The sequence below is a fragment of the Enterococcus sp. AZ048 genome (genome assembly GCF_051715125.1).
Lineage (GTDB): Bacteria > Bacillota > Bacilli > Lactobacillales > Enterococcaceae > Enterococcus_A > Enterococcus_A gilvus.
This window is the reverse complement of record NZ_JBIOTD010000001.1, coordinates 2,288,073-2,313,273: the sequence shown is the minus strand read 5'-3', so window position 1 is coordinate 2,313,273 and position 25,201 is coordinate 2,288,073. Positions and strand designations below refer to the sequence as shown.

Below are 25,201 nucleotides of genomic sequence, written 5' to 3'. Positions count from 1 at the left end.
CGGAGGGCAATCATTGCTGGATAAGATATTTCTTATCCAGCTTTTTTTGTACCCAAAATTGGAGGGATAGATACATGGCAATCAAAGTAGAAGCCTATCAGGCAAATAAAGAATCGGCGATCAAGCAATTGGATCAATACACGGTCAAAAAAGTTCCCACGTTGACGAATTATGCGTTTAAAGAGGTCAGCTTTGTTTACGAAGAAGCGGGGGACATTTTAGGCAGGATCGTAGGGGAGATCCATTGGAATTACTTACGGATCGAGCTGTTTTATGTTGGAGATGAAACCCGCGGCAAAGGGGTCGGAAGCCAGCTATTGGCGCAAATCGAAGCCGTCGCTCGAGAAGAACACTGCACGCTGATTTTGCTGGAGACGATGAGCTTCAATGCCCCGAATTTCTATTTGAAGCACGGCTACGAGATCAATGGACAGATCGACGATCATCCGCTGAAAAGTGAAACGCACTATTTTATGACTAAAAGATTGTAACAATAAAAGAAAGAACGGCTTGTTGCTTAATTATAAAAAACAAGCTGTTTTTTATTTTTTTATGAAATGTCGCGGTATCCAAGCCAACGATTTAAACAATATTTATAAATTATATATTCTTTTTTAAAAGGAATTATTTTGATAATGAAATATGATAAACTTATTATCGAGAACATTCGAAACTAAGCGATGGAGAGAAGGTGAGAACTTTGGGAAGACATACCGATCCAAATGAGAAGCATCTAGGAAAATACATCGTGCTTGGGGCGGCCACATTGCTGCTGGCAGGAGGCGCTGTTTTTGGCGTGACACGTGTATTCAATAAACCAGAGGAGACTCCGCAGCAAAGGGTGACTGCTAAAGAAAGTCAAGCCTCTTCAAAGGAAAAAGAGACGTCACAGTCTACGAAGCAAGCCACGAAGAAATCTTCTGAGAAGAAAAAACCAGTGAAGAAAACGTCCGAGTCCTCAAAGAAGAAAAAAACGCAGGAATCCAGCAAGAAAAAGGAAGCAAAAAAGAAAACAGCAACGAAAACAACGAAGCAGCCTGCCGTTAAAATAGACGCGGAGAAGCTGACGCAAAGTGCCGGTAAAGTCTATTACGGGGTGCATTATTTTAAGAGCAAGCAAGAGGTTTCCAGCAATAATTCCGAGCCGACGATCGCCGCTAATGTCATCGAATTATTCATCATGGATTACGCTTTGGCGCAACCAGAAGGCAGCAACCAAGTCATCCAGGACAAGAAACTGACCGAGTGGCTGACACCAATGATCCAGCAGCACGACATCAACGCGACCAATGTATTGATCGATCATTATGGCATGGATAAATTGAACGACTATTTCAAGGCGCAAGGATATACGGACACGACACTGAATCGTCGGATGGTGGATATCAATGTTCGCATCACGGATGAGGACAATTACACTTCGTTGAACGATTGCATGAAATTACTGAGAAAATTGTATGACGAACGTGAAAAAGAACCGCAGAAAACGATGTTGGAGATTTTGAAGGGTCAGAAGATCCGCACCAAGATTCCTAAGGAGCTACCGAAAGACACCACGGTAGCCAATCTTACTGGCGAGCAGCAAAGCGTCGAAAATGATATCGGGCTTGTTCTGACAGACGATCAGCCGTTTGCGATCGTCGTATTGACCAATGAGGTCTCAGATATCGTAAAAACCAGAACAGCGATCGCTGACTTTAGTTTAGCGGCGACGAAGGTGAACTAAAAAACGCGTACTCCTCTTGGAGTGCGCGTTTTTATTTGGACTATACAGAATCGGCGTTGCGTGGTACGTTTGTTTTACATTATGAAAGCGTACGCTTATAGAATGGAGTGCAGCAGATGAAAAAAGAAGAATTTTTAGCAAAAATCAGCGGCGGCTTGATCGTTTCATGCCAAGCGCTGCCTGGAGAACCCTTATATACGGAAGCCGGAGGGATCATGCCATTGCTTGCTTTATCAGCTAAGGAAGCTGGTGCAGCAGCGATCCGAGCCAATTCTGTAAGAGATATCCAAGAAATCAAAGCAAAGGTAGCCTTGCCGCTGATCGGGCTGATAAAAAAACAATACCCGCCAGAAGAACCCTTCATCACGGCAAGCATGCAGGAGGTCGATGAATTGGCGGCGACGGGGGTAGAGGTGATCGCGTTGGATTGCACCTTGCGGAAACGGCACGATGGCCTGACGATCGCCCAGTTTATCCAGCAAATCAAAGAAAAGTATCCAGAGCAATTGTTGATGGCAGATATCGCAACGATCGAAGAAGGAAAAAATGCCTATGAAGCAGGCGTTGACTTTGTCGGAACGACCTTAAGCGGCTACACCGCTGAGACGGCTTCTCGCAGCGGCAAGGGTCCAGATTGTGCGTTGATGGAGCAGTTGATTGCGCTTGAGATCCCCGTCATAGCAGAGGGGCAGATCCATACGCCGGCGCAAGCCAAAAAAATCCAAGAAATGGGCGTCAGTGGAATCGTAGTCGGCGGAGCGATCACACGTCCCAAAGAGATCGCGGAACGATTTATAGCAGAATTAAAATAACAAAAATAGAGAACTCGTAAAGAGTTCTTCTTTTTTTTGCTCAAATTTCTTCAAATGCTCTCTTGCAGATACAATGTGACTAAAAATATCGTTTTCTTTATTTGTAATAAATGCGTTTTCATTTTTGAAAATTTTATTTAAAAATAGTTTTAATAAAAGAACATCTGCTATAAAAAAGGAGACGATTCCTGAATGGTCTTTATTCAAAATATTTGGCTATAAATAACGAAAAATAAAATTAACTTCAAAAACAGTGATTATTTTATATTTTTCATTTTATTGGAATTGTTTTATATAAATAATCGTTCTATATTAGATATAAATGCAAAATAATAGTTTACGGAGTAGATAATCATGAATATAAGGGTAATGTTGGTTATATTTCTCTCTTCTTTGGTATGCACGTCTCCTATGTTCGCCGCAGATACAGCTTATGCAGACACACTTTCCAGTGCACAGACTGGAGAATCAGTTAGCGTATCGGATCGCAGCGAGCCTCTTTCTTCGACTACAGAAACACAGCAGGTCACCGAAACGTCTGCTGCGCCCACCGCGGAGTCTTCCACTTCAGAGCAGAATTCGGAGCCAAAATCAACGGTCCCTGCCTCCGAAGCAGAGACAAAACAACAAGCCTACGATGGCGAGTGGAAGCTGGTCAGTAGCTTCGCGGAGTTGAAGGCTGCTTTAGATGCGAAAGAGCCGCTGATCAAATTGGCTCCTTCTACGGAGGTATTTGATCTAGGGACTTCAGGCCTTCAAATCAGCGGAAATGTCACGATCGACGGAAACAATCGTCAGCTTTCCTACAACGGGAACAGAGGCTTTTATTCAAATACAAACGGGTTGACCATCACCTTGCAGAATATGACGTTTGGTTCGCCGGATTATACAGTGAACGCAGTTGGCTTATATGGGATCATGCAGACCAGTTCTGTGACAGATCTGTATGTCAACAACGTCAACTACTACTCGAACAAAACGGCGCAGCCCTTTTATGTTAGAGGTGCGGCCAGCAAGATTCATTTTCAAGGAGTCAATCGGTTTATGCAGCAGAATCCTGATGGGTCGGTTGCCAGCGGGGAAGAATTCGCAGAGTGCAACAATCTGATTTTTGAAGCTGGGACTCAGACGACGATCGTTCAAAACACCAATGGTGCGTTAGGGTTTATGTGGATGTTCAGCAATCCTGGGAATATTACAGTCAATGATGGCGCGGACGTTTCCATCACGACCAACCACAATCTGATTTACTCAGATGGCAGCAACAACGGCACGATTGCTTTAGGTAAGAAGGCTAAGTTGTCCATCAAAGGAACCAATAATTCTATGGGGAATTTCTACTATACGACACGACCAGCCTTTTGGACGGTCGGAGAAGGTTCGGAGCTGTCGATCGACTATCCCAATAGTATTAAGCTGGCGAATAATAGCACGATCCTCTTTTCACCAGATGCGATCGGCGATCTGTCTGTTTCCAACAATGAATCCTTCTTCAGTCCCGGAGTTGGCGCTGCTTCGACCTTTACGATCGACAATGCCAAGCAGATCAGCTTTCAAGGAAAAGCGGGAACTACGAACAATCCGATCGGGTTTTCTGGGGGAACAAATGCCTTTACCTTCAGCGCTTTTCAGGAAAATACGCCCGGCTATGAGGTGATCGCGAACAATGCGTCGTTGACCTCTCAATTAGACGCGGGGTCATGGACCGTCGCGGCTGGGACGATCTCGCGTCAAGCGCTGCCGAATACGCCAGACTTTACCAGTGGAGAGAAGACCGCGCTCCAGCAAGCAAACAGCTTGGTCCTTCAGCGGCTGAATCCGCCAGTTCAATTAACGGGTGTCGGAAAGGACATCGCGGTGAATGATGCGACCTTCCATTTGACGGATTACCAGTTGAACGGCAATGACGCCAGGGTTCAAAAAGTGGCTTATAAATTGTATTCCAAACAAACCGATGATCCAGAGACAGCGACGGACGGATTGATTGAAGAACAGAATAAGAGCAGCTTGACGGAATCGGCACACTACTCAAATTTGAAGGAAAAGACAAATTATTGGCTGTATGTACGAATCATTTGTGATCTAGACAGTCAATCAAGCAAGTGGCTGGAGGTGCCCTTCACGACACAGCAGGAAATGATCAATGTAGATTTTCCGATCGAAGTCGCTTTTTATTCGAAAAAGGATGGGGATGAGCAAAAGATCGTCCCAGCCGATACCTATACGATCGATAATCACAGCTCCTTCCCAGTGACGATCCAGGCGACAGACCTGACGGAGCTGAACAATCCAGGGGATATCCAACTGCTGACAGGTCCTGAGGAAGGAAATAAAAAAGACCTGCTGCTCCATTTGACTGAAGGAAATACCTCGTTGGGCGTATTGACGAAAAAACTGCAGGACGCGCCGCTGACCTTTAAAGAGCTGGCTGGACAGTCATCCACAAGCTTTGGCTTTTCCGGCAGTTATTACGGGGATCGTCACCAAGCGCAGCAAGTCCAATACCTTCTGACATTAACAGCGGAACGAAAGGAATAAACATGGAAGAAAAAAAACGCAAAAGAAAAGGATTGCTGATCCTGCTTTTACTTATTTTGATAGCGGCAGGAATCGGTGCCTATTTCTATACACGACAAACAGCCAGACCCGTCTCGATAGTGAGTGGAGAGTTTTTACCAGAGGGCAAAGATGCCGCGAAGATCAGTGAAAAAGAACTGAAAAAAATGGCGCAGCAAAAGGTAGATCGCAGCAAGTTCAACATGGTGATCGCCCCAGACGCGACCTTTGAGAAAAGTGACCAGCCGGGGGAATTGATCATCCAAAACCCTGCCCACAATGCCTATCCTGTAAATGTCGAAATCACACGAACAGACAATGGGGAGCTGATCTATACTTCGGGGGCGATCAAGCCAGGCTATGAGGTCAAAGAAGCGCAGCTTGAAAAGCCGCTTGCTAAAGGGGATTATCCGGCGACAGCGAAGTTTTCGTTATACGACGACAAAACCAAAGAAAAAAAAGGGGAAGTCGCTGCCAAGATCACGATTCACGTCAAGAATTAACCAAGACTGTCTTGCTGGATCGATGAGAAAGACACCAAAAAAGTAGAATTAATTTTTTTCACAGCGAAAAAATTTAATGAAATAGATAAGAAGAGGAGAATAAAGATGAAAAAAATTTTAAGCGGGTTACTATTGAGCGGTTTGTTATTCGGAGGAATTGCTGTACATGCAGCGGATGTCAATGGCGATGATTCTGCATCGATCACAGTAAACGGTTCGTTAGGTCAAGACAATACCGATGAAAATTCACCAAATACCGATGAAGGCTCAAAGGATTGGATCAACGTGACCCTTGATACAGCCAATATTTTCTATACGACGAAAGCTTCTGAGCACAAGACCATCACTTCCCCAAGCTATACGATCACCAACAATTCTGGGCGTGCAGTAAAAGTCTCAGCAAGCAGCTTTACCGTGGACGGCGGAAATCTTACGAACGTAGATGCCTTGAAGATCAGCGGGAATGATTACGCAGGCGCGGAACAATCCGTGAATTTGAAAAGTTTTGCGGCAGGAGATTTCTTAACGCTTGCCAACACGAATGGAAAATTAAACGTGACGAATGACGCGGCGGATACCTATGCAAAATCAACGACGTATACTTACTCAGGGACGACAAAGGATGCGTACTACAAAACAAAAGCAGAACAAACCAAGCATACCTTGACACTTGCATTTGAAGCCCTAGGAAAAGATGGTCAAGCCGTTCAGCCTACGCGTTAATTCAAGTAAGGAGACGGTCTCATGGAAAACGAGATTCACATTGAAGGCTATCTAGGCTCTGCGGATCAGCAGCCTTCTGAGTCAGCAGGAAAAGAGTCCGAACACAAAACTGCGCAGGTCACGAATGTTCAGGTCACACGGGCGTATCCGCAAACGGGAGAAAGTCAGAACCATTATTTGATGTTCTCCGGTCTTTGCCTGTTGCTGCTGTTGCTAGTGGTCAAACCGAAGAGAACGACAAAAAGTTAACCGATAGAGACAGGGGATACGCAGTGATCCCCTGTTTATTTTTGGTTTCTTTGGCCGTGCTTGATGATCCATTCCTGCGGGCTGCTTGAAGGCGTCTTTTTCCATTTGCAGATAAGTGCGTCTGCTTTTTCCGGTGCTTCTTTGTACAAGTCATTCAAATTATTGCCGACACTTTTTTGAACAAACTTCTCGGGATCGTCCTTCAAGTTAGTCAAAATCGTACTATAGCGGTCAAAGTCTTCGAGGGCGACCGTCAATTTTTGCGACCAGGGGAGGCGAATCCGAACCCCTTCACTGGCAAGACGGCGGACGTGTACATTCGGATCGCGGCTCCACAAAATCAGTTCCTCCATCACCTCTTGCGGGTGTGCCTTTAGTAACGGCCGGATCGCATACTCTCCCGTAAACCGCTTCGTCAATTCCTTTAAAAAAGCCAACGAGTCCTCCCACGCGTCATTTCCATGACGTTCGACGTAGCGCCCGATCGGCCACAGCCACCAGCCAAAGCTGAACATCCCTGTCGACTGCTCTAATTCCGGTCCGAGGAGCGGATAAAAAGCTTGGATCGTTTCGGCATAGTCTCGCTTTAGGGCGATTTCTAACCCGTCAACGATACAATCGAAACGAGCAAAGAGTTCTTTATCCTCTAAATGACCCACAACGGCTGTCAGAAAAGCCTCCTTATCAAAGTCCGGCATGACGCTGTACAGTTTTTCCGAAAGGGTCAATACATAGGAATCATCGTAATAATCTTTATGCTTCACGTGTATACGCCTCCAATTTATGAGTTTATTCGATGATACCATAAACGAGCTGAAGGCTTCAGGACAGCATAAAGAATGATTCTGGTAAAGAGGGGACAAATGAAACAAAAATCATTCGTACATTTTCATGCTTTTTTCAGCAAAAAGTGGTATTTTAGGCAGGATGATTTTTTTAGGAGGCAAAAAAGGAAATGAGTATTGAAATTGTATCGAAGGTTCTTTCGATCATCCTGTTGAATTTGGTATTAAGCGGCGACAACGCAGTCGTGATCGCATTGGCAACCAGAAAGCTGCCTGCAAGTGCACAAAATAAAGCCATCGTGATCGGAACTGCGGGTGCGGTCGTATTGCGTATCCTGTTGATGTTGATCGCGGTTGAATTATTATTGGTCCCTTACGTCAAGATCGTTGGCGCGGGGTTGTTGTTTTATATCGCCTATGACTTATTGAAATCGAACGGAGAAGAGGCCGATGTCAAAAGTGAAACGACACTGCCCTCTGCGGTTCGTACCATCATCATTGCAGACCTCGTGATGAGTCTCGACAATGTACTGGCGATCGCCGGCGTGGCTGACGGGCACTTTGGCTTGGCTGTGCTTGGGTTGATCATTAGTATTCCCATCGTTATTTTCGGGAGTCAGGTCATATTGAAGCTGATGGATCGGTTCCCTTGGCTGATCTGGATCGGCGCACTCCTGATCGCTTACACAGCGGGATCGATGCTGGTGGAAGATACTTTTATTCATCACCTGCTGCGGGGGTTAAGTAATGGGCATCTCGTCTCACTCGCTTCGTGCGTGTTATTGATCGGGATGTATGTTCTTTTTAATCGCAAGAAATCGGAATAAACGAGTGAAGTCGCAGCAGAAAATGCTGCGGCTTTTTTTAGCAAATTTTTTATTAAAAATAAAATTGGGTGGCAGGCGCGTGGGGAAACGACTCCTTGAGAACTGAGAACGATTCTCTTTTGAAAGCCTTGCGACGGTATTTTGCCTTCGTTATACTGTAGCTAGTGATTGTAACTGCTTACACAAAGTTTGCGGCTATGATCAAGAGAACCCACGAGACAATTGGACAACGAGTGTAATCGGAGGTGGAGCAATGTTTAGACGATGACTATGAGTGAACCAAAACTTAGAGGTTCTAAGCACGTCAGCTGAATATTTTTCCTCCTTGGATAAACAGAATAGATAACTATCCAGGAGCAGGCCTTTTTTTGGTGTGCTCTTTTCTATTGGAGGAAAACAGATGAATGGCACGGTATTGCATGCTTCAATGTGAGGGTATGGGCAACAAGCGATTCGTAAAAAGGTTTCTAAAAATGGGAAGGAATGGATTAAAAAATGGAATTAAAAACGAGTTTACCAGAGATTTTTGATGAGTTTGGCGAAGCGAGAAGACAGGGCTTTTTAGCTGTCAAGGAGATCAAAGAACAGGGCAAGCCCGTCGTTGGGGTCTATTGTACCTTTATGCCGGAAGAATTAGTGCTTGCCGGCGGAGCGATCCAGATCAGTCTGTGTTCGACTTCGGATGAGACGATCCCCGATGCCGAGGAAGATCTGCCGCGGAATCTTTGCCCGCTGATCAAATCCAGCTACGGCTTCGGAAAAACCGATAAATGCCCGTATTTCTACTTTTCTGATCTGGTGGTGGGGGAAACGACCTGTGACGGGAAGAAAAAAATGTATGAATATATGGAAGAATTCAAGGACACGTATTTGATGCAGCTTCCGCATATGAGAGACACCGAGGAAAGTAAAAAATTGTGGTACAGCGAAATGGTTCGCTTCAAAGAAAAATTGGAAGATTTCTTAGGTGTGGAGATCACCGATGAGAAGATTCGCGAAGCCATCCTATTAAAAAACCGCGAACGCGAAGCAAAACAAAATTTCTATCGTCTAGGTCAGCTGAATCCGCCTGCGATCACCGGTCAGGAAATTTTCAAGGTCATGTATGGCTCCCAATACAAATTTGATAAAGAAGAAGTCATCGAGATGCTGGAGGAAACCACGGCTAAGGTGAAGGCAGAGTACGAAGCCGGCAAGCGCTTGGACAAGAAGCCAAGAATCTTAGTGACAGGTTCTCCGATGGGCGGCGTGACAGAAAAAGTCATTCGCGCGATCGAAGAAAACGGCGGCTTGGTGGTTGCGTATGAAAACTGTACCGTGGCGAAGGCCGTGGAACGGTTGGTGGACGAGAAGGAGGAAGACGTGTACCAATCATTGACCGATAAATACATCAATATCGGCTGTGCCTGTATGTCCAACAACCAGCCGCGGAAAGAGCTGTTGGGCCAGATGATCGACGACTATCAAGTGGATGGGGTGATCGACATGGTCCTGCAAAATTGTATTCCATTCTCTGTCGAATCGCTGAAGATCAAACGCTTCTTGAATGAAGAAAAACAAACACCGTATATGTATTTAGAAACCGACTATTCCACATCAGATATCGAGCAGATCAATACCCGCGTGACTGCGTTTATCGAAATGTTAGAGGAAGAGGCTGTATGTACACAATAGGATTAGATTCGGGCTCCACCACTACAAAAGGGGTGCTCTTCTGCGACGAAGAAATGATCGACAAATACTTGATCCCAACCGCTGGAAACCCCAAAGGCGCCATGACGGCGGTGGTTGATTATTTCAAGAAGAGCTATGTGCTGCATGAGTTGAAGCTGGTTACGACGGGGTATGGAAGAAAGCTGCTGCCTGCGGACTTAGTGATCACAGAAATCACTTGCCACGGAAAAGGGGCGGATTACTTATCTCCGGGGGTCAAGCAGGTCATCGACATCGGCGGACAGGACTGTAAGACGATTCAGCTCAATGGAAAAGGCAACGTGATCGAATTCAGTATGAACGATCGCTGCGCCGCAGGGACAGGGCGCTTCGTTGAGGTCATGATGCGAACACTGGGAGAAGACATCGCAGACCTGGACCGCTTTGTTGAAGAGGCCGAACCAGTCACTATCAATAGTATGTGTACGGTCTTCGCGGAATCAGAGGTCATCAGCTTGATTTCAAAAGGCGAAGCCCGTGAAGATATTGCGCTAGGGGTACTGCATTCCATCGCACAGCGGATCAGCAGCCAATACTCGAAATTACGGCCGACTCGTGGGGAGGAGGTCCTCTTCACAGGCGGTCTATCAAAAAGCGCGACCTTTGTGACGGTCTTAGAGCAGTATGTGGCGGCACCAGTGAAAAGAGATCCATTGTCTCAATTTGCCGGAGCGATCGGCGCGGCACAGATCGGGATAAAAAAATTAAGATAGCAAAAAGGATGCTGCTAATGCGGCATCCTTTTTAATTGTCTAAAGGCGATACTGAGTGCTGGAAGATAGAGGAAAAACAGCGATAGGCGCTGCCAAAAACCGCGAGTGGTGGCGAGCAGGCTGCCGATCAGCGGCAAATAGTAGGCGGCGAACAAGATCAGCGCCACGATCGAGCCAATCAGACACACGGAATAAAAGAGAGAAACGGCCCTTTGACGCTTCACGCTTGCTTGATAGGCTAACAACAACGGCACAAACATCATGGCCACCATTGCTAAGCCGGAAAAGGCGGCATGGAGAAAATAGGCAGGGCTGAAGAAGCTGGCGGATTCACTGATATGCACCAGGCCAGTCAAGAGGCAATCACCAAAGCCGTAAAAGGCGATGGCACCAGCTAAGATCTGTGCCAATTGCTTCGATTCAGAGCGAAAGAAGGCATAGACGCCAACGCTCGACAATATGAACAGCGTCCCTGTGACCACTGACCCATGATCAAAATAGGATTGTACAGGGCTGGTCGGTTCTCCCAGTTGGCTGATGATCATGGTCATCTGGTCAAATCCCGGATAGAATCTGCCTAAATAATAAGGCAGCGAAAAATCCCCGACGACCGCAAGGATCAAAAACAAAGGGGAAAGTTTCTTTAGAATAGTCATTAGCGACTCCTTACGAAAGTTTTCTCTATGATACTTTATTTTGATTGAAAATTCGAGAAATAAGGGAACGGAGGAGAAGTGAGTGGTTTCTTTCTGGATTGACTGCATAGTCATTGACTCGCGAGTCAAAAGAGCGTATTCTCTCGGTATAAGGTGTGATGCACTGTCAAACAGAAGAAATAGGAGTGAGCAGGATGGGCGAACCAGTCGTAGTATTAACAAAGGTAGAAAAGCGTTTCGGCAAATTTCAGGCATTAAAGGACGTGACTTTTACGGTGAACAAAGGAGAGGTCGTTGGCTTCATCGGACCTAATGGTGCCGGCAAATCGACGACGATCCGAATCCTGTTAGGCATGTTGAAGCGAACGGGCGGGGAAGCAACGATCTTCGGAAAAGATGTGTGGAAAGAGGATACACAGATCCATAAAGATATTTCCTATGTCCCAGGGGATGTTTTTCTATGGCCGAATTTAACAGGCGGCGAGATCATTGACCTGCTGTTGCGTCTGAATAATCAAACACGCACTGAAAAAACAGAGGCGCTGATCGAGAAGTTTCAACTCGACCCGAAGAAAAAAGCCCGTACCTATTCAAAGGGAAACCGGCAAAAGATCGCGTTGGTGGCGGCATTGTCACAGGAGGCGTCCCTGTACATCTTTGACGAACCCACGTCTGGATTAGATCCCTTGAATGAGAAAACATTTCAAGAAGAAGTGCTGGCATTAAAAGAAGCAGGAAAGAGCATTTTGCTTTCCAGTCATATTTTATCGGAGGTCGAAAAGATGTGTGATCGGATCGCGATCATTCGTGAAGGAACGATCATCGAGACAGGCGATTTAGCGTCGATGCGCCATTTGACCCGTATGGAACTCAAGGTCGAGACGGCGTCTGCTCTCGACGGGATCGAGCATGTCGCCGGTGTCCACAAAAGCCATTTTTCAGATACGGAACATAAAGAAGCGACCTTGTCGGTGGATCGGGAACAGCTGACCGCGATCATGGCTTTCTTGGCGGAAAAGCAGATCCTTAATCTTACGGCCACGCCGCCAACGTTGGAGGACCTGTTCATGCGCTACTATGAAAAACAAGGGGCTGATTCTCATGCATAACGGCGTTAAAACTATGACCTTGCTGCGGGCGAATATGAAGCAAAACCGCTTCAAGCATCTGATTTGGCTCGTGATCCTCGTCGGCTTGTTCGCCTCGGCAGCATTGAAGTTCAACGTCTTGTTCGGTACCCAGACAGACATTGATGCGATCGTCAATACATTGAAAACACCGGCGATGGTCTCCCTCTTTGGTGAATTTTCCGCAACGAAGCCGTATACGACGGCCAATGTGTTCGCCTCAGAGATGCTGGTCTTTATGGGAATGTTCATGGTGTTTATGACGATCTCACTGGCAATCTCCAACACTCGGGCGGAGGAGGACTCAGGACTATTGGAAATGGTCCGCTCCCGTACCGTTGGACGCTTGGCGCCGATCTATGCAACTGTCTGGGAGATTCTGCTGATCAATGGGCTGATGGGAATCTTATATACGGGGAGCTTGATCGCTGCTGATTTGAATGGCGCGACGCTGGAGGGGGATCTCCTGATGGGGGCTAGTCTCGCCAGTATTGGGATCATGTTTGGCTTCATCAGTCTTCTGATGGTCCAGCTAGCGAATGATTCCCGCAGTGCCAGCTTCATGAGTTATGGCTTGTACGGCTTCTTCTATCTCCTCCGTATGATGACAGATGTGACGAATCCTGATTGGACCTGGCTGTCACCTGTCGGCTGGATTCAAAAAACAGCGATCTATACCGAGAATCATTGGCTGCCGGTCATCCTGACATTGGCCTTTGGCGTGATCTGCTTGGCGCTGGCGATCAAACTCGTCGAAAGCCGTGATATCGGCAGCGGGATCTTGGCCGCCCGCGATGGCAAAGCAACAGCAGGCCGCTTATTATCTTCTCCTCTTGGGCTGATTTTAGCTGTCGAGCGCAACAGTATTTTGGGCTGGATCTTTGGCGGCTTTGTTTTGGGGGCAGCGTATGGCTCGATCTTTCGTACGATCGGTGACATCATCGGTAGCAACCCCACTTATCGAAAAATTCTTGGAGTGACACAGATCAATGAAGCCAACCGAGAGCTGATCTTGAACTATTTGAATATGCTGGGGCTGTTCTTTGTCGCGATCGCCGCGATCAGCGGTCTTTTGATCGTGTTTCGGTTGAAGTCAGATGAAAAAAAGGGCTATTTAGACATTCTCCATTCAAAGAGCGTGTCAAAAACCCGTTTGGCCTTGAGCTATTTTGGCGTGGGAACGGTAGTAAGCATATTGGTATTTACTGGAACACTGGCTGGCGCCTTCTTCATTGGCAATAGTACCCTCGATGATCCGCTTGCGACCACTTATTTTTGGCAGACGATGCTGGGGTTCTTGCCGGCTACGTTGTTCTTTGTCGGGATCGGGAGCTTCTTCGCGGGCGCATTGCCTAAATGGACCAGTGTGCTCTGGCTCTATTTAGGTGCTAGTGTACTAGTAAAAATGTTTGGTCCGCTGCTGAATCTGTCAGAAGACACCGGCAATCTCTCGCCTCTTGGCTGGGTCGGAAAAGTCCCGGCAGAGAAGGCCGACCTGAAAATCATGGTTTTTTTGCTGGCAGCCTTTCTAGTTTTGACGATTCTTGGCACCATCGGCTACAATAAGCGAGACTTGGAGTGATAAGATGAAGGAAGTAGTAAAAGATCCCAAGAAGGAAAAAAAGATCCTTGAAACAAGTACGAAATTATTTGGGCAGTATGGCTATCGTGAGACAAAGACGGATCAAATCGCGGAGGAAGCGGGGGTATCAAAGGGGCTTTTGTTTCATTATTATGGCAATAAAGGCGCGCTGTACCAAGCGACTTACGTGTACGCCTCCGAATTTTTCTATCAACGCATCGACTATTCGGTTTGGACACAAGCCTCGGACCTGTTAGAGATGGTCGTCGATGCGACAAAATATAAGATCGAGCTTCAGCTAACGTACCCTCATGAGTTTGATTTTTTGATGAAGGCTTACGCGGAAATGCCTCTGCTGCCGGAGTCACTCAAAGAAGCCATGACCGCACGACTCAATGCAGATGTCCATCATAACTTGACCTTGACCGACGAAGTCATCAGCAAGCTGCCTTTGCGTCCAGATGTTCAAGAAAGTGATGTCTTAGAAACGATCTACGCAGTCTTAACGAGTGAGACCACCAAGATTCAGCAAGAGCTGGCGCAGCATCCCGAATGGAAAACCATCGAAGATCTGATGCCGGTGATCGATCGTATGAAACGAAAACTAAAAATCCTCGAATATGGGTTTATTGAGCATTAAAAAAACTGCGGCCTCTTACGAAGTCGCAGTTTTTTGCTTCAAAAATCGGAAAAAATGGTCATCAGGAACATTCCTTCTTCCGCCAGCGCCCCGAAGAAAAGAATCAGACTGTCCACAAACAAAACACTCATATTGGTACCGAACATCACGGCCAATCGTTCTAATTTATCATCGATTTTTTTCTCTTTAAAATACACCAGAAAAAGATAAACATTGGCTAATGCAAGAACAATAGTTGAAAGAATGATGGCGATCTTCATACGTGTACCCCTTCACTTGATTAAACGTAATCGTTTTTATGCCTCCATTATACTACAACCCCTTTAGAAAAGAAGGGGAGATTCCAAAGATTAACAACCGCTTTATAAAAGCAGCTTTTTATAAATAGAAGAAAGAAAACGCCTTCCATAATGGTTGAAATTTTTGCTAATCTATATTATTGTTATGACAATAGAACTTTTAAGAGGTGATAGTTTGAACGAAAAGCTAGCAAAAGGAAAAGGCGCCAGTCCTTTGTACAGTCAAATAGCAGATGATTTAAGGTTTAAAATCGTATCAGGAGAATGGGGAGATGGCGAAAAAATCCCACCCGAACTCGATTTATGTGACATTTATAGCGTGAGTCGAATCACGATCAGAAAGGCGATCGATGAATTGGTTCGTGAGGGACATTTGTACCGTGAGCGGGCAAAAGGGACCTTCGTTTTGTCGATGGATCACTCAACTCAAAAAGAACATTATACAATGGTTCGCAGCTTTACTCGAGAAATGGAGGAGCTGGGGAAAAAAGTACGTACGCTGCATGCCCAAGTCAGCATGATAGAAGCCTCCGAAAGGATATCCCAGCAGTTAGGGATCGAAAAAGGTGCCAAGGTCCTGCAACTCAGAAGGACGCGAGGCGTGGATGATGGCAAAGCCTTTGCCTATTTTGTCACCCACATCCCTTATACCGAAAATTTCTCATTAGATAGTAAGGATTATTATGGATCACTCTATGACTATTTAAAAACCTTTGACATTGTCATGAGTGAGAGCAAAGAGTATGTCGAAGCGCTGCTTGCGACACCGGAGCTTCAAGCGGTATTAGACGTGCCGGAAAATACACCGATTTTAAAAAGAGTGCGGATGGTTTCTAGAGCGGATGGTCAGTATAAGGAAATCAGCGATTGCTACTACATTGGCGATCAGTACCGCTACTATGTCGAAATTTAGCTACACGCCAACGTGCAAAGCGAGCGCCTTCGTTTTGCACGTTTCTTTTTTCAAAAAGAAGAAAGAAAGCGTTGTCTTTTTCAGAGAAATGACTTATAATCAATTTGTGCTATTGTTATAACAAAATGACATAAAGAGAACAGGAGTGTAGAAAATGGCTATATCTTTTATTCGAATCGATGATCGGATCATCCACGGGCAGGTGGTGACGCGCTGGATGAGTGAACGCGCTTGTGATGGCGTAGTCGCTGTAGATGATCCTTCCGCGAACAATCCAACCTTGTCCAAAGTTCTTAAAGGAGCTGTTCCAAAGCCGCTAAAGGGCTTCGTAATGACTGTTGATCGGACCGCGCTAAAATGGGACGAAATTATTGGGAGCAAAAAGAATTATTTCTTGATCGCGAAGACTCCTGAGACCCTTGTACGTTTGTACGATGCTGGCGCAGATTTTATTTCTTGTTACCCTGTTTTAAATGTCGGCCCTATGAGTGCGCGAGAAGGGGCTGAAAAAATCGGTCCAAACGTGGCGATCACAGAAGGAGAACTGGCTGCCTTCGAACGATTGGACGCATTAGGAATGGATATCCAGTTTAAATTGGTACCGGATTCAAAAGGCTTCACTTGGAAAGATATCAAAAAATAAAGAACGGAGGAATTGATTATGCTCTTTTTCCAAGCTGTATTGATCTCACTGCTGTGCTACTTGGGTGCTTTAGGGACTCCCTGGTTAATGGGATTGACCGGGGGCTGGTACACCATCAGCCGCCCCTTAGTATCAGGATTTTTGATTGGTCTTATTTTAGGGGATGTTACACAAGGAATTATTATCGGGGTCGCGATCCAGGCCGTTTATATCGCTATGGTAACGCCTGGCGGACAGATGCCGGCGGATTTGAACTTCGTTGCGTATCCGGCGATTGCTTTAGCTATTTTATCAAATTCATCGACAGAAGTTGCCGTGACACTTGCTACGACGATCGGTGTGATCGGTACGATCGTGTTCAACTTTTTCCAAGTAGCGAATTCTTTCTGGAACCACCGCGCACAAAAAGCGATCGAAGAAGGAAATGAGAAGGCCTTCCATTTTAATTCCATCATCGGACCGCAATTGCTAAGTTTTGCTTTGCGTTTTATTCCTTCCTTCTTAGTCATTTACTTTGGGTCGAGCTTCGCCAAAGAATTGTTGGCGAGCATGCCGCAGTATTTGATCGATGTGATGGGGATTTTAGGCGGAGCCCTTCCAGCGATCGGGATCGTGATGCTGCTGACGGCAGTCGTCAAAGAAGACATTATGCTGATTTTCTTCGTGTTTGGCTTCATTTGTGTCATCTTCTTAAAATTGAACATGATTGCCTTGGCTGTCGTTGCGGGTGTGATCGCTTATATTTATTTCCAGGCCAAATCCAAACCCGTAGTAAAAATTGCTACAGAAGAAGGTTCGTATGATGACATCGATGAGGAGGAGGAATTTTAATGGAACAAAAAAGATCGTATCAACTGTTAGATAAGAAGACGTTGAATAAATCCTATATTCGTTGGATGATGTATAACCTAGTCGCGACGAGTTTTGAATTTTTGGAAGCCTTTGGTTTTGCCTTGTCAATGGAGCCGATCGCCAAACGCTTGTACAAAGATGATCCCGAAGCACAAAAAGCCATGCTGAAGCGGCATTCTGTTTTCTATAATACTGAACCGCAGATCGGTTCGTTGATCAATGGCGTGGTGGTCGGTTTAGAAGAACAGCGGGCACTGGGAAAAGAAGAAATTGACGATGACTTTGTCAATGGCTTGAAAGTCGGCTTGATGGGTCCCTTAGCTGGTATCGGTGATTCAATGATTCCGGGAATGCTGATCCCGATTCTTCTGTCGATCGGGATGGGCTTGTCAGAAAACGGCAGCATCTTAGGACCGATTTTCTACATCGTTGCTTACAATACGATCATCATGCTGGGCACGCGTTTCTTATTCTTTAAAGGGTACGAGCTGGGAGCGGAATCTGTCGATACCTTCGTTGGCGAAAAAGCCCAACAGATCACACAAGCCTTTTCAGTTCTTGGAATGATCGTTATCGGCGGAGTCGCAGCGAGCTATGTGAATCTCCAATTGCCGATCGTATTGAAATTCAGCAGTGCGAAAATTGATATTCAACAGATTTTAGATGGCATCTTCCCGAACCTTCTACCATTAGTGTTGGTTTTAGTTTCATGGTATTTGATGGCGAAAAAAGGTGTCTCCGCCTTGAAATTGATCGGGATTTATTTTGTGACAGCTTTTGGCGGCGTAGGGATCGCCTATTTGATCCAAATGATGTTCTAAAAAAAGAAGAACAAGGAGAAATGATCATGATCGGAATACTATTGGTGAGTCACGCCAGACTGGCTCATGGGATGAAAACCGCGATAGAATTTGTTGCTGGTGAACAGGAAAACCTTTTTTCACTTGGCTTAGAAGAAGCAGGGGTCGCTTCGTTTAGAACGGAGCTGGAAAAAATGATCGCAGGTATCTCTGAAGAGATCACGCAAATGCTCATTGTTTGCGACATTCCAGCAGGCTCTCCTGGGACGACGGCGTATGAGGTATTGGCTCAAACCAATTTAGAAGTTGAGATGGTCTCGGGCATGAACCTGGCGATGTTGTTAGAGCTGGTGTTGATGCGGGAAGGAAAAGAATTCCAGCAATTACTCACGGATGGGATCAAAGCTGGAAAAGAAAGTATTGACCGAATGGATTTTTCTGACGAAGAGGTAGAAGAGGCATTCTAATGTCATATCATTATGATTATTAAAGAGGGGTAAAAATGACCTATAATTTGCGACCGAAAATCAAGATAAAACACACGGCACAGACGTGGACAAGCTATGAAGAGATCAGCGAAGAATTGAATCGACAACTGAAGGAAGGGAAGAGAACGATTGCGTTGGAATGCTATCCGGGTGTGCATCTTTCTGAGCTCGAGCAGCATTTATTGAATACGTTGACCGACGTACGGCTGATCAAGGCGGATGACTATGCCTATGACGCAGCAACATTAACGAAAAAAATAGCCGCGAATCTGACAGAGGATCGTGTATTCGGTGTCATGTCCCACGCGGTGCTGGAGGATTTTTATCCAGAATATGAAGTGGCACAAATGCAGAAAGAGTTCGCGGAAGAATCAAAGAACATCGTTGTTTACGGCACAGGGGCAACCATTTTGTTACCTGATCCGGATATTTTGTGCTATGCCGATTTGACGCGTTGGGAGATTCAGAAACGCCATCGTGCTGGTATGCCGAATTGGAAAGCCGCGAATGAGGAAGAAGACAATCTAAAAAAAGTTAAACGGGGCTTCTTTTTTGAGTGGCGGGTCGCTGATCGGCTGAAGCAGAAGCTGACGGAACGAATCGATTATTTACTGGATACGAATGTTCCGAATCAAGTGAAAATGGTCGATGGCGCCAGCTACCGTACCGCCCTGGATCAAATCGTGGAGCAACCCTTTCGTTTAGTTCCTTACTTTGATGCAAGTGTTTGGGGCGGACAATGGATGAAGAAAGAGTTCAATTTGAATCCTGAGCAGGAAAATTACGGATGGGCCTTCGACGGAGTGCTGGAGGAAAACAGTGTATGTTTGGATTTCGCAGGGACAACAATCGAGATTCCAGCGATCAATGTGGTCCATGAACGGCCGATTGCTTTACTCGGCAAAAAAGTACAGGCTCGCTTTGGCAATGAATTTCCGATTCGTTTCGACTACTTAGATACGGTCGGCGGCGGCAATCTAAGCTTGCAAGTCCATCCGCGAGTGGATTACATCCAAGAAAAATTCGGCATGACGTATACGCAAAACGAAAGCTATTATATTTTGCAGGCTGCTGAGAACGCCACGATCTATCTTGGGGTAAAAGAAGGAACGGAGAAGGAAGATTTATTTGCTGCGCTGCGGAAGGCCGAAAAAGGGGATTACCGTTTTCCAGATGAAAAATATATCAATTGTTTCCCTGTAAAAAAACACGACCATTACTCTATACCTGCGGGGACGATCCATTGCGGCGGGCCAGAGACAGTGGTATTGGAGATTAGTCAAACACCGTATATCTTCACCTTTAAGCTCTGGGATTGGGAGCGTTTAGGCTTAGACGGCGTGCCGCGGCCCGTTCATTTGGCCCACGGGGAAGAGAATGTGGATATGTCGTATGATACCGCTTGGGTGCAGGAAAATTTGATCAATCCTTTTGAAACGCTCCATGACACGAGGGACTATCGGATCGAAAAGACCGGGCTGCATGAATTGGAATTTATCGAGACCCATCGTCACTGGTTCAAAGAAGAAGCCGTTTTGTCTGTTCATCAAAGTGTCAATATGTTGAATCTGGTGGAGGGAGAAACGATCACAGTAGAAAGCGTGGATGGCCGCTTTGATCCGTTTGAGATCCACTATGGCGAAACGTTTATTGTACCAGAGGCGATCAAAGAATACCGATTAGTCAACCAGGGAGAGCCAACGAAAGAAGTCGCCGTGATCCAAGCGTTTGTTAGAAATTTGTCGTGATCCAAGGAGGTAAAAAAATGATCGAGACAGGCTTAGGTGTGACCTTTAATGACGCAACGCATGAATTTGTTTATCCGCCAACTGTTTTTGGGCCCACGCATGCAGAACAACGCCATTTAAAGGACATCCTTCACAGCATGGCGGATCATGAAGCGTCAGGGCCAGAGATCGTGTATTCGATTGCGATGGATGTTGGCTTGAGGAGGGATCGCTCTGATCTGCTGGAAAGGGAATTGCTTTTTGGTGTCGTCGCCTACGCCAAGGGATCGATCGGTCAGGAACCCGTCAAAAGTCAGGGACACATCCACGCCGTTTCGAAGACGTGTCAGATGTCGACACCTGAGGTATATGAGATCTGGTGGGGAGAAGCGATCGTTTATATGCAGGAAAGAGCGACGGATGACCCGGGGCGCTGTTATGCGGTTCGAGCGCAAGCTGGTGAACGCGTGATCGTTCCCCCAGGCTGGGCGCATTGTACGATCAATGCGTCCAGAACAGAACCCATGCTTTTTGGCGCGTGGTGCGTACGGGATTTTGGTTTTGAATACGATGAGGTGCGTGCACATAAGGGGCTGGCGTTTTATCCTACATTTGATGATCATGAGGCAATCGTGTGGGAACGAAATCCCTCCTATCAGGCGGAATCGTTAGTTGAAAAAGCGCCGAGAGAATACGTTGAATTTGCGATTGATCCGACACAGCCGATCTATCAACAGTATACACAGGACCATGCCATGTTCGACTTTGTCGTTCGCCCCGACTTATGCACAGAAAAATGGCTGGATTATGTTCCTTAATAGAGAGGCGGGACTAGAGTGATCAAAAAAAGTGACGTTAGATATGATAGTACGACCGTGCACTTAGAGGGTCAGGGAATTCGAATGAAAGAGACACGAGCAAAGGATTTAGCAGGCTATTTCCAAGATCAGAAAGCTTATCAGCAGCTAGACCCGGAGACAGTGATGTATCAGGTTGAATACCAAGATAACGGGTTAGCTGAAGGAACGTCTGGCGGGCTTTATTTCGGGATCACCCATGTACATTCGGGGGTAGTGGGAGAGGAATTTTTCTTAACGAAAGGGCATTTTCATGCCAAGCGAGACACAGGTGAATACTATTTTGGCTTGCAAGGTCAGGGACTGCTGATGATGACGGAAGCTGGAGAGACGCGACTGGAGGAAGTGCTTCCTGGTTCTGTCCATTATATTCCCGGAGATACAGCGCATCGGCTGATCAATACGGGCAATGAGACATTGTCGGTCTCGGCCTGTTGGCAAACAGAATCGGGTCATGACTATGCGCCGCCAGAAGAAATGTTTCCACAGCGCGTGCTGCGAAAAGGGGCAGAAGGAGTCATTCAAGTGAATCAATAGAACGGAGCTGGATCGCTTTTGCTGATCCAGCTTTTTAAGATAGTTTTAATGTTCGCGGAAGTTTTTTGCGTATAATTTATATGAACTGACTTTCAAGGTTGGCTCAGCTATACTAAATTTAAGCGTTTATAAAAGGAGATGAGGTCAATGAACTTCGCGACATCTGATTTTGCGTACTACGAACGAACGATCAAGATCATGTACCAAAATTACTATTGGAAACGGCTGACGATCAGCGGCGTGGCGCTAGCAATCATTCTGGCGTACAGTGCTATTTTTCAAGATAATTTGTTGTTGAATGTATTCCTGATGGCGCTGATTGCAGGGATAGGGGTGCATCTATTCTTAGAAAAGCAAAAATTCTCAGAGGTCTACCAAGCTTTTCTTGAAGAAAATCAGCCAGAAGTAACGGTCCACAAGATTCAAGAAGAAGAGTACAGCTACAATGTGATGGACGATGACGAAAAGGTGCGGATCAATAAAAAAGGGGTACGCAACCTGCCCTCCAATAACAAGCAGTATACGATGATGGTGGGGTTCTCAAAGACCTTTTTCTCTCGAGAACCCTTGCAGATCGTGTACTATGATATGCTTGATCTTACATATGAAGAAAAATTCCGGTTGAAGCGTAACGGGTACAGCTCGATGCCGCGCTTTTTACGTCGTTTTTCTTTCGGAAATTTGAAAGCCAGTGCGGGAAATGCGGTCAGCTTTATTTTTGGGAACCTGTTTCTTCTCTTTATCTTGTTTCGACTGCTGCGCTATGTCTGGTCGTTTTTACGAATGTTTTTCTAAGTGAATCAGCAGAAAAAAACACGCGGGAAATTCCCTGCGTGTTTTTTGTTATTTAAAAATTTGGCAGCAACTACTCATTTGATTTAAAAATTTGACTAATTTTGAATATAATTCTTTGTTGAAGGGGTAGTGTTTCCTCCAGTTGTAAAGTATCCTATTTCTATAGAAACAGATCGGGTAATTAAAAATGAGAGCGTTTCCTACAATTGGGAGGTAGAGGACTATGACAACCAAGCCATTAAATCAGCGCCAGCTATTTCAAATGAAAAGTGACAATCTAACAAAACGAGTACGGAGCTTTTATGAGGAGACGCGGGACAGCTCCGTCGTTTTTGAGTACATGCTGGCAATAGTGGTTCGAGACTCATTGATTGTCGGGAGTTTTCATGAGTTATTTAAAGAGCTGATCGCCGAGTTGCTGATGGAGGTGGAACCGACGGCAATGGTGCGTCGCTGGTGTTCTTTATTTGAAGTGTTTTGTCAGCCAGAGGAATGGAAACAAATCGTTGCGCGACTTTTTAAAAATCATTCAGAGTACGAAGCGCATTGTCAGAAGATCCGATTGTATAAAACCTATGTAGAGACTAAAACGACTCCTGACGAGGAGATGGCGGGGCAGCAATTTAAGCTTGTCTCGATTTTTGAAGACATTCAAGGCAAGGAGCACACATGGAGCTTGAGCGATGCCGATCCAACTATTTCTGATGAGAAAGCGGAGGCGATGCTGGGCTTATTGACGCATTTGACGATTTTTGAGAAGGATGGCGTCCGTCGTTTTGCTAAATTAGAGAAGTCAGACGTTGTGAATTGTACCCGCCGTGAGCTTGTTAAAAAAGAAAAAAAGCAGAAAAAACAAGAGGAACCGTCGACGAAGGCTGAGGAACAAAAGGTACAAGCAGATAGAGACAGGAAGAAGGAAGAACCGGCCTGGAAGGATCAAAAAGAGGGCTCTTCAACGGGAATGAAAGAGATGATTTCAGCAACTAGCGATGTTTCTAGTGCGCATGGTGAGGTGGAGCGAACCTCGAAATCACAAGCAGCACAACCGAAGCAGAAGGTGGGGAAAAGTGAGCGGGAACAGAAAAAAAAGAAAACACTATTGAGGAATCTTGGGTGGGGAAAGAAAAAGGAGCGCAAGAAGGACCGGCGAAAGTAGCAGCGGCTAAAAAGGCGGAAGCCAGCGAATACACACAAACAGGCAATGATTTTTCTTCTGTAAACATGGTAAACTAGCTGTGAAAGCGATTTACTAAACGGCAAAGGAGGGAAAACAATGATCAAAACAATTATTGTCGGTCCGCGGGGGAAGATGGGACGATTGATCACGGAGTTCGCCGCGTCAGAGGAAGAGGTGTGCTTGATTGCAGGCGTCGGGCCAAAGAATCGAGACTACATCGGAAAAGATTTAGGACAAGCAGCGATGCTGGGGCGGGATCTCGGTGTGCCCGTTGTGGATAATTTAGCGGCTGTCATTGAAGACTGTGACGTGATCATCGACTTTTCCACAAAAGAAATGGGACTAAAGACAGTGGGCTTGGCGAAAAAATACAAGAAAGCGCTGGTTTGTGGAACAACCGGATTTTCGCCAGAGGAAAAAGAAGTGTTTTACCAAGCAAGTGAGGAAATTCCAGTGCTTTATGCGGCAAACACCTCCAAGTTGGTGAACGTTATGAATAAGCTGCTGCAGCTTGCCACAACGGCGATCGGCAAAGAAACAGATATCGAAATTTTAGAGATGCACGACCGTTGGAAAAAGGATGCCCCCAGCGGCACTTCAAAGGAGATGGGGGAATTGATCGCCCATGAATTAGGCGCTGATTTTTCTGAGCTGGCCGTGTATGGTCGCGAAGGAACAGGCGAACGGCAGCCGGGTTCGATCGGGTATCATTCTATCCGAATGGGGGATACGCCCAGCAGCCATACTGTTTTTTTCGGAGGCTTAGGCGAACGATTGGAGATCAGCCACCATTCGACGGATTGGCGCGGGTTTGCGAAAGGCGCCTGTGATTGCGCGATCTTCTTGGCAAAACAGCCGCCGGGGTATTATGCAGTTTCAGATGTGTTGGAATTATAGAAAATAAACGTTATTTTTAGCTAGCCTTTTTCTTGGAAAAAGGCTTTTTCGACGTATCTTCTTTTCAAACTTTGAATTACCCTTAAATAGTTATTTTACTTCTTTTCTGTAAGTGTATTAATTGACTTCTCATTTTCTAAATGCTAAATTGAGAACAATTCTTAAAGGAGGTCAGGACTCATGACAAACAACATCGCGCAAAAAAACAATCCCACAGTTCAATCAGCATGTTGTTGTATGGTGCAAAAAAGCAGCATACTCATTTGTCATGTCTATTAACTGTTCTGAACTCGTTTAAAAAAGTGGGAAACCAATAACTTTTAACGATCTCAAGAGGTGCAGCTTTAATAGCTTGCACCTCTTTTTTGCGATTCCGACTTTTACCAGATTATGTAGTTCGAGTAATAGTTTATTGATTGAAGGAACCAGTATTACGAGCTGTTTAGTCGGATCGTATGCGAAGCGACAATAAAAATCTTTTTCCGCTCTTTGGAAAAAGATGTTCATTTAGTTGAGCTAGCTGTCAGTTCCGCTTTTCGCAGTGATAATAAATTGAAATCTATTTTTATGAATAGGAAACCAATAGATCGCACTGTTTAGCGGA

At 45.6% G+C, this 25,201-nt stretch carries 27 protein-coding genes; 24 read left to right on the top strand and 3 right to left on the bottom strand.

The features are described 5' to 3' along the window. The first annotated feature begins 74 nt into the window (after nucleotides 1-74). From IGI66_RS11375 to IGI66_RS11345, 7 genes are all read left to right on the top strand, one after another. Nucleotides 75-491: a GNAT family N-acetyltransferase gene (locus IGI66_RS11375; RefSeq protein WP_288226793.1), complete on the top strand. Its 417-nt coding sequence runs from the start codon at nucleotides 75-77 to the stop codon at nucleotides 489-491. A 209-nt stretch (nucleotides 492-700) separates the two neighbouring features. Beyond that, entirely contained in the window at nucleotides 701-1,726 is a 1,026-nt protein-coding gene (locus IGI66_RS11370; RefSeq protein WP_438849032.1) for a serine hydrolase, read from the top strand. A 116-nt stretch (nucleotides 1,727-1,842) separates the two neighbouring features. Next, the gene (locus IGI66_RS11365; protein ID WP_114524913.1) at nucleotides 1,843-2,538 is read left to right on the top strand and encodes an N-acetylmannosamine-6-phosphate 2-epimerase; all 696 of its coding nucleotides are present in this window, start codon (nucleotides 1,843-1,845) and stop codon (nucleotides 2,536-2,538) included. A gap of 354 nt (nucleotides 2,539-2,892) precedes the next feature. Beyond that, on the top strand, nucleotides 2,893-5,076 hold the full coding sequence (locus tag IGI66_RS11360; RefSeq protein ID WP_438849030.1) for a hypothetical protein: 2,184 nt from the start codon (nucleotides 2,893-2,895) through the stop codon (nucleotides 5,074-5,076). Nucleotides 5,077-5,078: 2 nt separating this feature from the next. Next, nucleotides 5,079-5,597, top strand: a complete 519-nt coding sequence (locus IGI66_RS11355; protein WP_010779788.1) for a hypothetical protein — start codon at nucleotides 5,079-5,081, stop codon at nucleotides 5,595-5,597. Nucleotides 5,598-5,702: 105 nt separating this feature from the next. Continuing rightward, entirely contained in the window at nucleotides 5,703-6,320 is a 618-nt protein-coding gene (locus IGI66_RS11350) for a hypothetical protein (RefSeq protein ID WP_438849028.1), read from the top strand. 21 nt (nucleotides 6,321-6,341) lie between these two features. Then, nucleotides 6,342-6,569 carry an LPXTG cell wall anchor domain-containing protein gene (locus tag IGI66_RS11345; RefSeq protein WP_314578300.1) on the top strand — a complete coding sequence of 76 codons (228 nt, stop codon included), beginning with the start codon at nucleotides 6,342-6,344 and terminating at the stop codon, nucleotides 6,567-6,569. A gap of 35 nt (nucleotides 6,570-6,604) precedes the next feature. On the opposite strand, the gene IGI66_RS11340 is transcribed toward IGI66_RS11345, so the two are convergent. Further along, on the bottom strand, nucleotides 6,605-7,333 hold the full coding sequence (locus IGI66_RS11340; RefSeq protein WP_438849026.1) for a DNA alkylation repair protein: 729 nt from the start codon (nucleotides 7,331-7,333) through the stop codon (nucleotides 6,605-6,607). 191 nt (nucleotides 7,334-7,524) lie between these two features. On the opposite strand from IGI66_RS11340, the gene IGI66_RS11335 reads away from it, so the two are divergent. From IGI66_RS11335 to IGI66_RS11325, 3 genes are all read left to right on the top strand, one after another. Continuing rightward, nucleotides 7,525-8,181 carry a TerC family protein gene (locus tag IGI66_RS11335; RefSeq protein ID WP_301516986.1) on the top strand — a complete coding sequence of 219 codons (657 nt, stop codon included), beginning with the start codon at nucleotides 7,525-7,527 and terminating at the stop codon, nucleotides 8,179-8,181. 495 nt (nucleotides 8,182-8,676) lie between these two features. Beyond that, nucleotides 8,677-9,855: a double-cubane-cluster-containing anaerobic reductase gene (locus IGI66_RS11330; RefSeq protein WP_438849023.1), complete on the top strand. Its 1,179-nt coding sequence runs from the start codon at nucleotides 8,677-8,679 to the stop codon at nucleotides 9,853-9,855. Continuing rightward, entirely contained in the window at nucleotides 9,843-10,607 is a 765-nt protein-coding gene (locus IGI66_RS11325) for an acyl-CoA dehydratase activase (protein ID WP_431377848.1), read from the top strand. Before IGI66_RS11330 ends, IGI66_RS11325 begins: the two co-directional genes overlap by 13 nt. Before the next feature lie 14 nt (nucleotides 10,608-10,621). Here the strand turns inward: IGI66_RS11325 and IGI66_RS11320 are convergent, their stop codons facing one another. After that, complete coding sequence (locus IGI66_RS11320) at nucleotides 10,622-11,263, bottom strand: DUF998 domain-containing protein (protein ID WP_301516984.1); 642 nt, start codon at nucleotides 11,261-11,263, stop codon at nucleotides 10,622-10,624. Between the two features lie 194 nt (nucleotides 11,264-11,457). Between IGI66_RS11320 and IGI66_RS11315 the strand changes: the two genes are divergently transcribed. The 3 genes from IGI66_RS11315 to IGI66_RS11305 are packed head-to-tail and all read left to right on the top strand — an operon-like array spanning nucleotide 11,458 to nucleotide 14,612. Beyond that, nucleotides 11,458-12,372 carry an ABC transporter ATP-binding protein gene (locus IGI66_RS11315; protein WP_010779796.1) on the top strand — a complete coding sequence of 305 codons (915 nt, stop codon included), beginning with the start codon at nucleotides 11,458-11,460 and terminating at the stop codon, nucleotides 12,370-12,372. Further along, entirely contained in the window at nucleotides 12,365-13,972 is a 1,608-nt protein-coding gene (locus tag IGI66_RS11310) for an ABC transporter permease (protein ID WP_438849020.1), read from the top strand. Before IGI66_RS11315 ends, IGI66_RS11310 begins: the two co-directional genes overlap by 8 nt. Nucleotides 13,973-13,976: 4 nt before the next feature. Beyond that, nucleotides 13,977-14,612, top strand: coding sequence for a TetR/AcrR family transcriptional regulator (locus IGI66_RS11305; protein ID WP_010779798.1), 636 nt, complete (start codon nucleotides 13,977-13,979; stop codon nucleotides 14,610-14,612). Between the two features lie 38 nt (nucleotides 14,613-14,650). Here the strand turns inward: IGI66_RS11305 and IGI66_RS11300 are convergent, their stop codons facing one another. Then, nucleotides 14,651-14,872: a hypothetical protein gene (locus tag IGI66_RS11300; protein WP_010779799.1), complete on the bottom strand. Its 222-nt coding sequence runs from the start codon at nucleotides 14,870-14,872 to the stop codon at nucleotides 14,651-14,653. Between the two features lie 214 nt (nucleotides 14,873-15,086). On the opposite strand from IGI66_RS11300, the gene IGI66_RS11295 reads away from it, so the two are divergent. From IGI66_RS11295 to dapB, 11 genes are all read left to right on the top strand, one after another. Then, complete coding sequence (locus tag IGI66_RS11295; protein ID WP_086303330.1) at nucleotides 15,087-15,824, top strand: GntR family transcriptional regulator; 738 nt, start codon at nucleotides 15,087-15,089, stop codon at nucleotides 15,822-15,824. A 154-nt stretch (nucleotides 15,825-15,978) separates the two neighbouring features. Continuing rightward, entirely contained in the window at nucleotides 15,979-16,467 is a 489-nt protein-coding gene (locus tag IGI66_RS11290) for a PTS system mannose/fructose/N-acetylgalactosamine-transporter subunit IIB (RefSeq protein WP_438849017.1), read from the top strand. A gap of 18 nt (nucleotides 16,468-16,485) precedes the next feature. Beyond that, complete coding sequence (locus tag IGI66_RS11285; protein ID WP_288226148.1) at nucleotides 16,486-17,298, top strand: PTS mannose/fructose/sorbose/N-acetylgalactosamine transporter subunit IIC; 813 nt, start codon at nucleotides 16,486-16,488, stop codon at nucleotides 17,296-17,298. Further along, a complete protein-coding gene (locus IGI66_RS11280) occupies nucleotides 17,298-18,140 on the top strand; it encodes a PTS system mannose/fructose/sorbose family transporter subunit IID (protein ID WP_086303333.1) in 843 nt (280 codons plus the stop codon). Before IGI66_RS11285 ends, IGI66_RS11280 begins: the two co-directional genes overlap by 1 nt. Nucleotides 18,141-18,166: 26 nt before the next feature. Then, entirely contained in the window at nucleotides 18,167-18,586 is a 420-nt protein-coding gene (locus tag IGI66_RS11275; RefSeq protein WP_086303334.1) for a PTS sugar transporter subunit IIA, read from the top strand. 35 nt (nucleotides 18,587-18,621) lie between these two features. Next, a complete protein-coding gene (locus IGI66_RS11270) occupies nucleotides 18,622-20,355 on the top strand; it encodes a class I mannose-6-phosphate isomerase (protein ID WP_314578323.1) in 1,734 nt (577 codons plus the stop codon). Nucleotides 20,356-20,372: 17 nt separating this feature from the next. Continuing rightward, a complete protein-coding gene (locus IGI66_RS11265) occupies nucleotides 20,373-21,152 on the top strand; it encodes a glucose-6-phosphate isomerase family protein (protein ID WP_438849013.1) in 780 nt (259 codons plus the stop codon). 18 nt (nucleotides 21,153-21,170) lie between these two features. Beyond that, nucleotides 21,171-21,728, top strand: a complete 558-nt coding sequence (locus IGI66_RS11260) for a glucose-6-phosphate isomerase family protein (RefSeq protein WP_438849011.1) — start codon at nucleotides 21,171-21,173, stop codon at nucleotides 21,726-21,728. Nucleotides 21,729-21,875: 147 nt separating this feature from the next. Next, nucleotides 21,876-22,523, top strand: coding sequence for a hypothetical protein (locus tag IGI66_RS11255; RefSeq protein ID WP_438849009.1), 648 nt, complete (start codon nucleotides 21,876-21,878; stop codon nucleotides 22,521-22,523). Between the two features lie 223 nt (nucleotides 22,524-22,746). Further along, nucleotides 22,747-23,679, top strand: a complete 933-nt coding sequence (locus IGI66_RS11250) for a hypothetical protein (RefSeq protein WP_438849007.1) — start codon at nucleotides 22,747-22,749, stop codon at nucleotides 23,677-23,679. A 117-nt stretch (nucleotides 23,680-23,796) separates the two neighbouring features. After that, the gene (gene dapB, locus IGI66_RS11245; protein WP_316405889.1) at nucleotides 23,797-24,597 is read left to right on the top strand and encodes a 4-hydroxy-tetrahydrodipicolinate reductase; all 801 of its coding nucleotides are present in this window, start codon (nucleotides 23,797-23,799) and stop codon (nucleotides 24,595-24,597) included. Nucleotides 24,598-25,201: the final 604 nt, after the last annotated feature.

Bases quoted from the DNA above. Each gene is read 5' to 3' on its own strand.
- IGI66_RS11375 (WP_288226793.1), top strand. From the start codon at position 75: ATGGCAATCAAAGTAGAAGCCTATCAGGCAAATAAAGAATCGGCGATC.
- IGI66_RS11365 (WP_114524913.1), top strand. From the start codon at position 1,843: ATGAAAAAAGAAGAATTTTTAGCAAAAATCAGCGGCGGCTTGATCGTT.
- IGI66_RS11360 (WP_438849030.1), top strand. From the start codon at position 2,893: ATGAATATAAGGGTAATGTTGGTTATATTTCTCTCTTCTTTGGTATGC.
- IGI66_RS11355 (WP_010779788.1), top strand. From the start codon at position 5,079: ATGGAAGAAAAAAAACGCAAAAGAAAAGGATTGCTGATCCTGCTTTTA.
- IGI66_RS11350 (WP_438849028.1), top strand. From the start codon at position 5,703: ATGAAAAAAATTTTAAGCGGGTTACTATTGAGCGGTTTGTTATTCGGA.
- IGI66_RS11345 (WP_314578300.1), top strand. From the start codon at position 6,342: ATGGAAAACGAGATTCACATTGAAGGCTATCTAGGCTCTGCGGATCAG.
- IGI66_RS11335 (WP_301516986.1), top strand. From the start codon at position 7,525: ATGAGTATTGAAATTGTATCGAAGGTTCTTTCGATCATCCTGTTGAAT.
- IGI66_RS11330 (WP_438849023.1), top strand. From the start codon at position 8,677: ATGGAATTAAAAACGAGTTTACCAGAGATTTTTGATGAGTTTGGCGAA.
- IGI66_RS11325 (WP_431377848.1), top strand. From the start codon at position 9,843: ATGTACACAATAGGATTAGATTCGGGCTCCACCACTACAAAAGGGGTG.
- IGI66_RS11320 (WP_301516984.1), bottom strand. From the start codon at position 11,263: ATGACTATTCTAAAGAAACTTTCCCCTTTGTTTTTGATCCTTGCGGTC.
- IGI66_RS11315 (WP_010779796.1), top strand. From the start codon at position 11,458: ATGGGCGAACCAGTCGTAGTATTAACAAAGGTAGAAAAGCGTTTCGGC.
- IGI66_RS11310 (WP_438849020.1), top strand. From the start codon at position 12,365: ATGCATAACGGCGTTAAAACTATGACCTTGCTGCGGGCGAATATGAAG.
- IGI66_RS11305 (WP_010779798.1), top strand. From the start codon at position 13,977: ATGAAGGAAGTAGTAAAAGATCCCAAGAAGGAAAAAAAGATCCTTGAA.
- IGI66_RS11300 (WP_010779799.1), bottom strand. From the start codon at position 14,872: ATGAAGATCGCCATCATTCTTTCAACTATTGTTCTTGCATTAGCCAAT.
- IGI66_RS11290 (WP_438849017.1), top strand. From the start codon at position 15,979: ATGGCTATATCTTTTATTCGAATCGATGATCGGATCATCCACGGGCAG.
- IGI66_RS11285 (WP_288226148.1), top strand. From the start codon at position 16,486: ATGCTCTTTTTCCAAGCTGTATTGATCTCACTGCTGTGCTACTTGGGT.
- IGI66_RS11280 (WP_086303333.1), top strand. From the start codon at position 17,298: ATGGAACAAAAAAGATCGTATCAACTGTTAGATAAGAAGACGTTGAAT.
- IGI66_RS11275 (WP_086303334.1), top strand. From the start codon at position 18,167: ATGATCGGAATACTATTGGTGAGTCACGCCAGACTGGCTCATGGGATG.
- IGI66_RS11270 (WP_314578323.1), top strand. From the start codon at position 18,622: ATGACCTATAATTTGCGACCGAAAATCAAGATAAAACACACGGCACAG.
- IGI66_RS11265 (WP_438849013.1), top strand. From the start codon at position 20,373: ATGATCGAGACAGGCTTAGGTGTGACCTTTAATGACGCAACGCATGAA.
- IGI66_RS11255 (WP_438849009.1), top strand. From the start codon at position 21,876: ATGAACTTCGCGACATCTGATTTTGCGTACTACGAACGAACGATCAAG.
- IGI66_RS11250 (WP_438849007.1), top strand. From the start codon at position 22,747: ATGACAACCAAGCCATTAAATCAGCGCCAGCTATTTCAAATGAAAAGT.
- dapB (WP_316405889.1), top strand. From the start codon at position 23,797: ATGATCAAAACAATTATTGTCGGTCCGCGGGGGAAGATGGGACGATTG.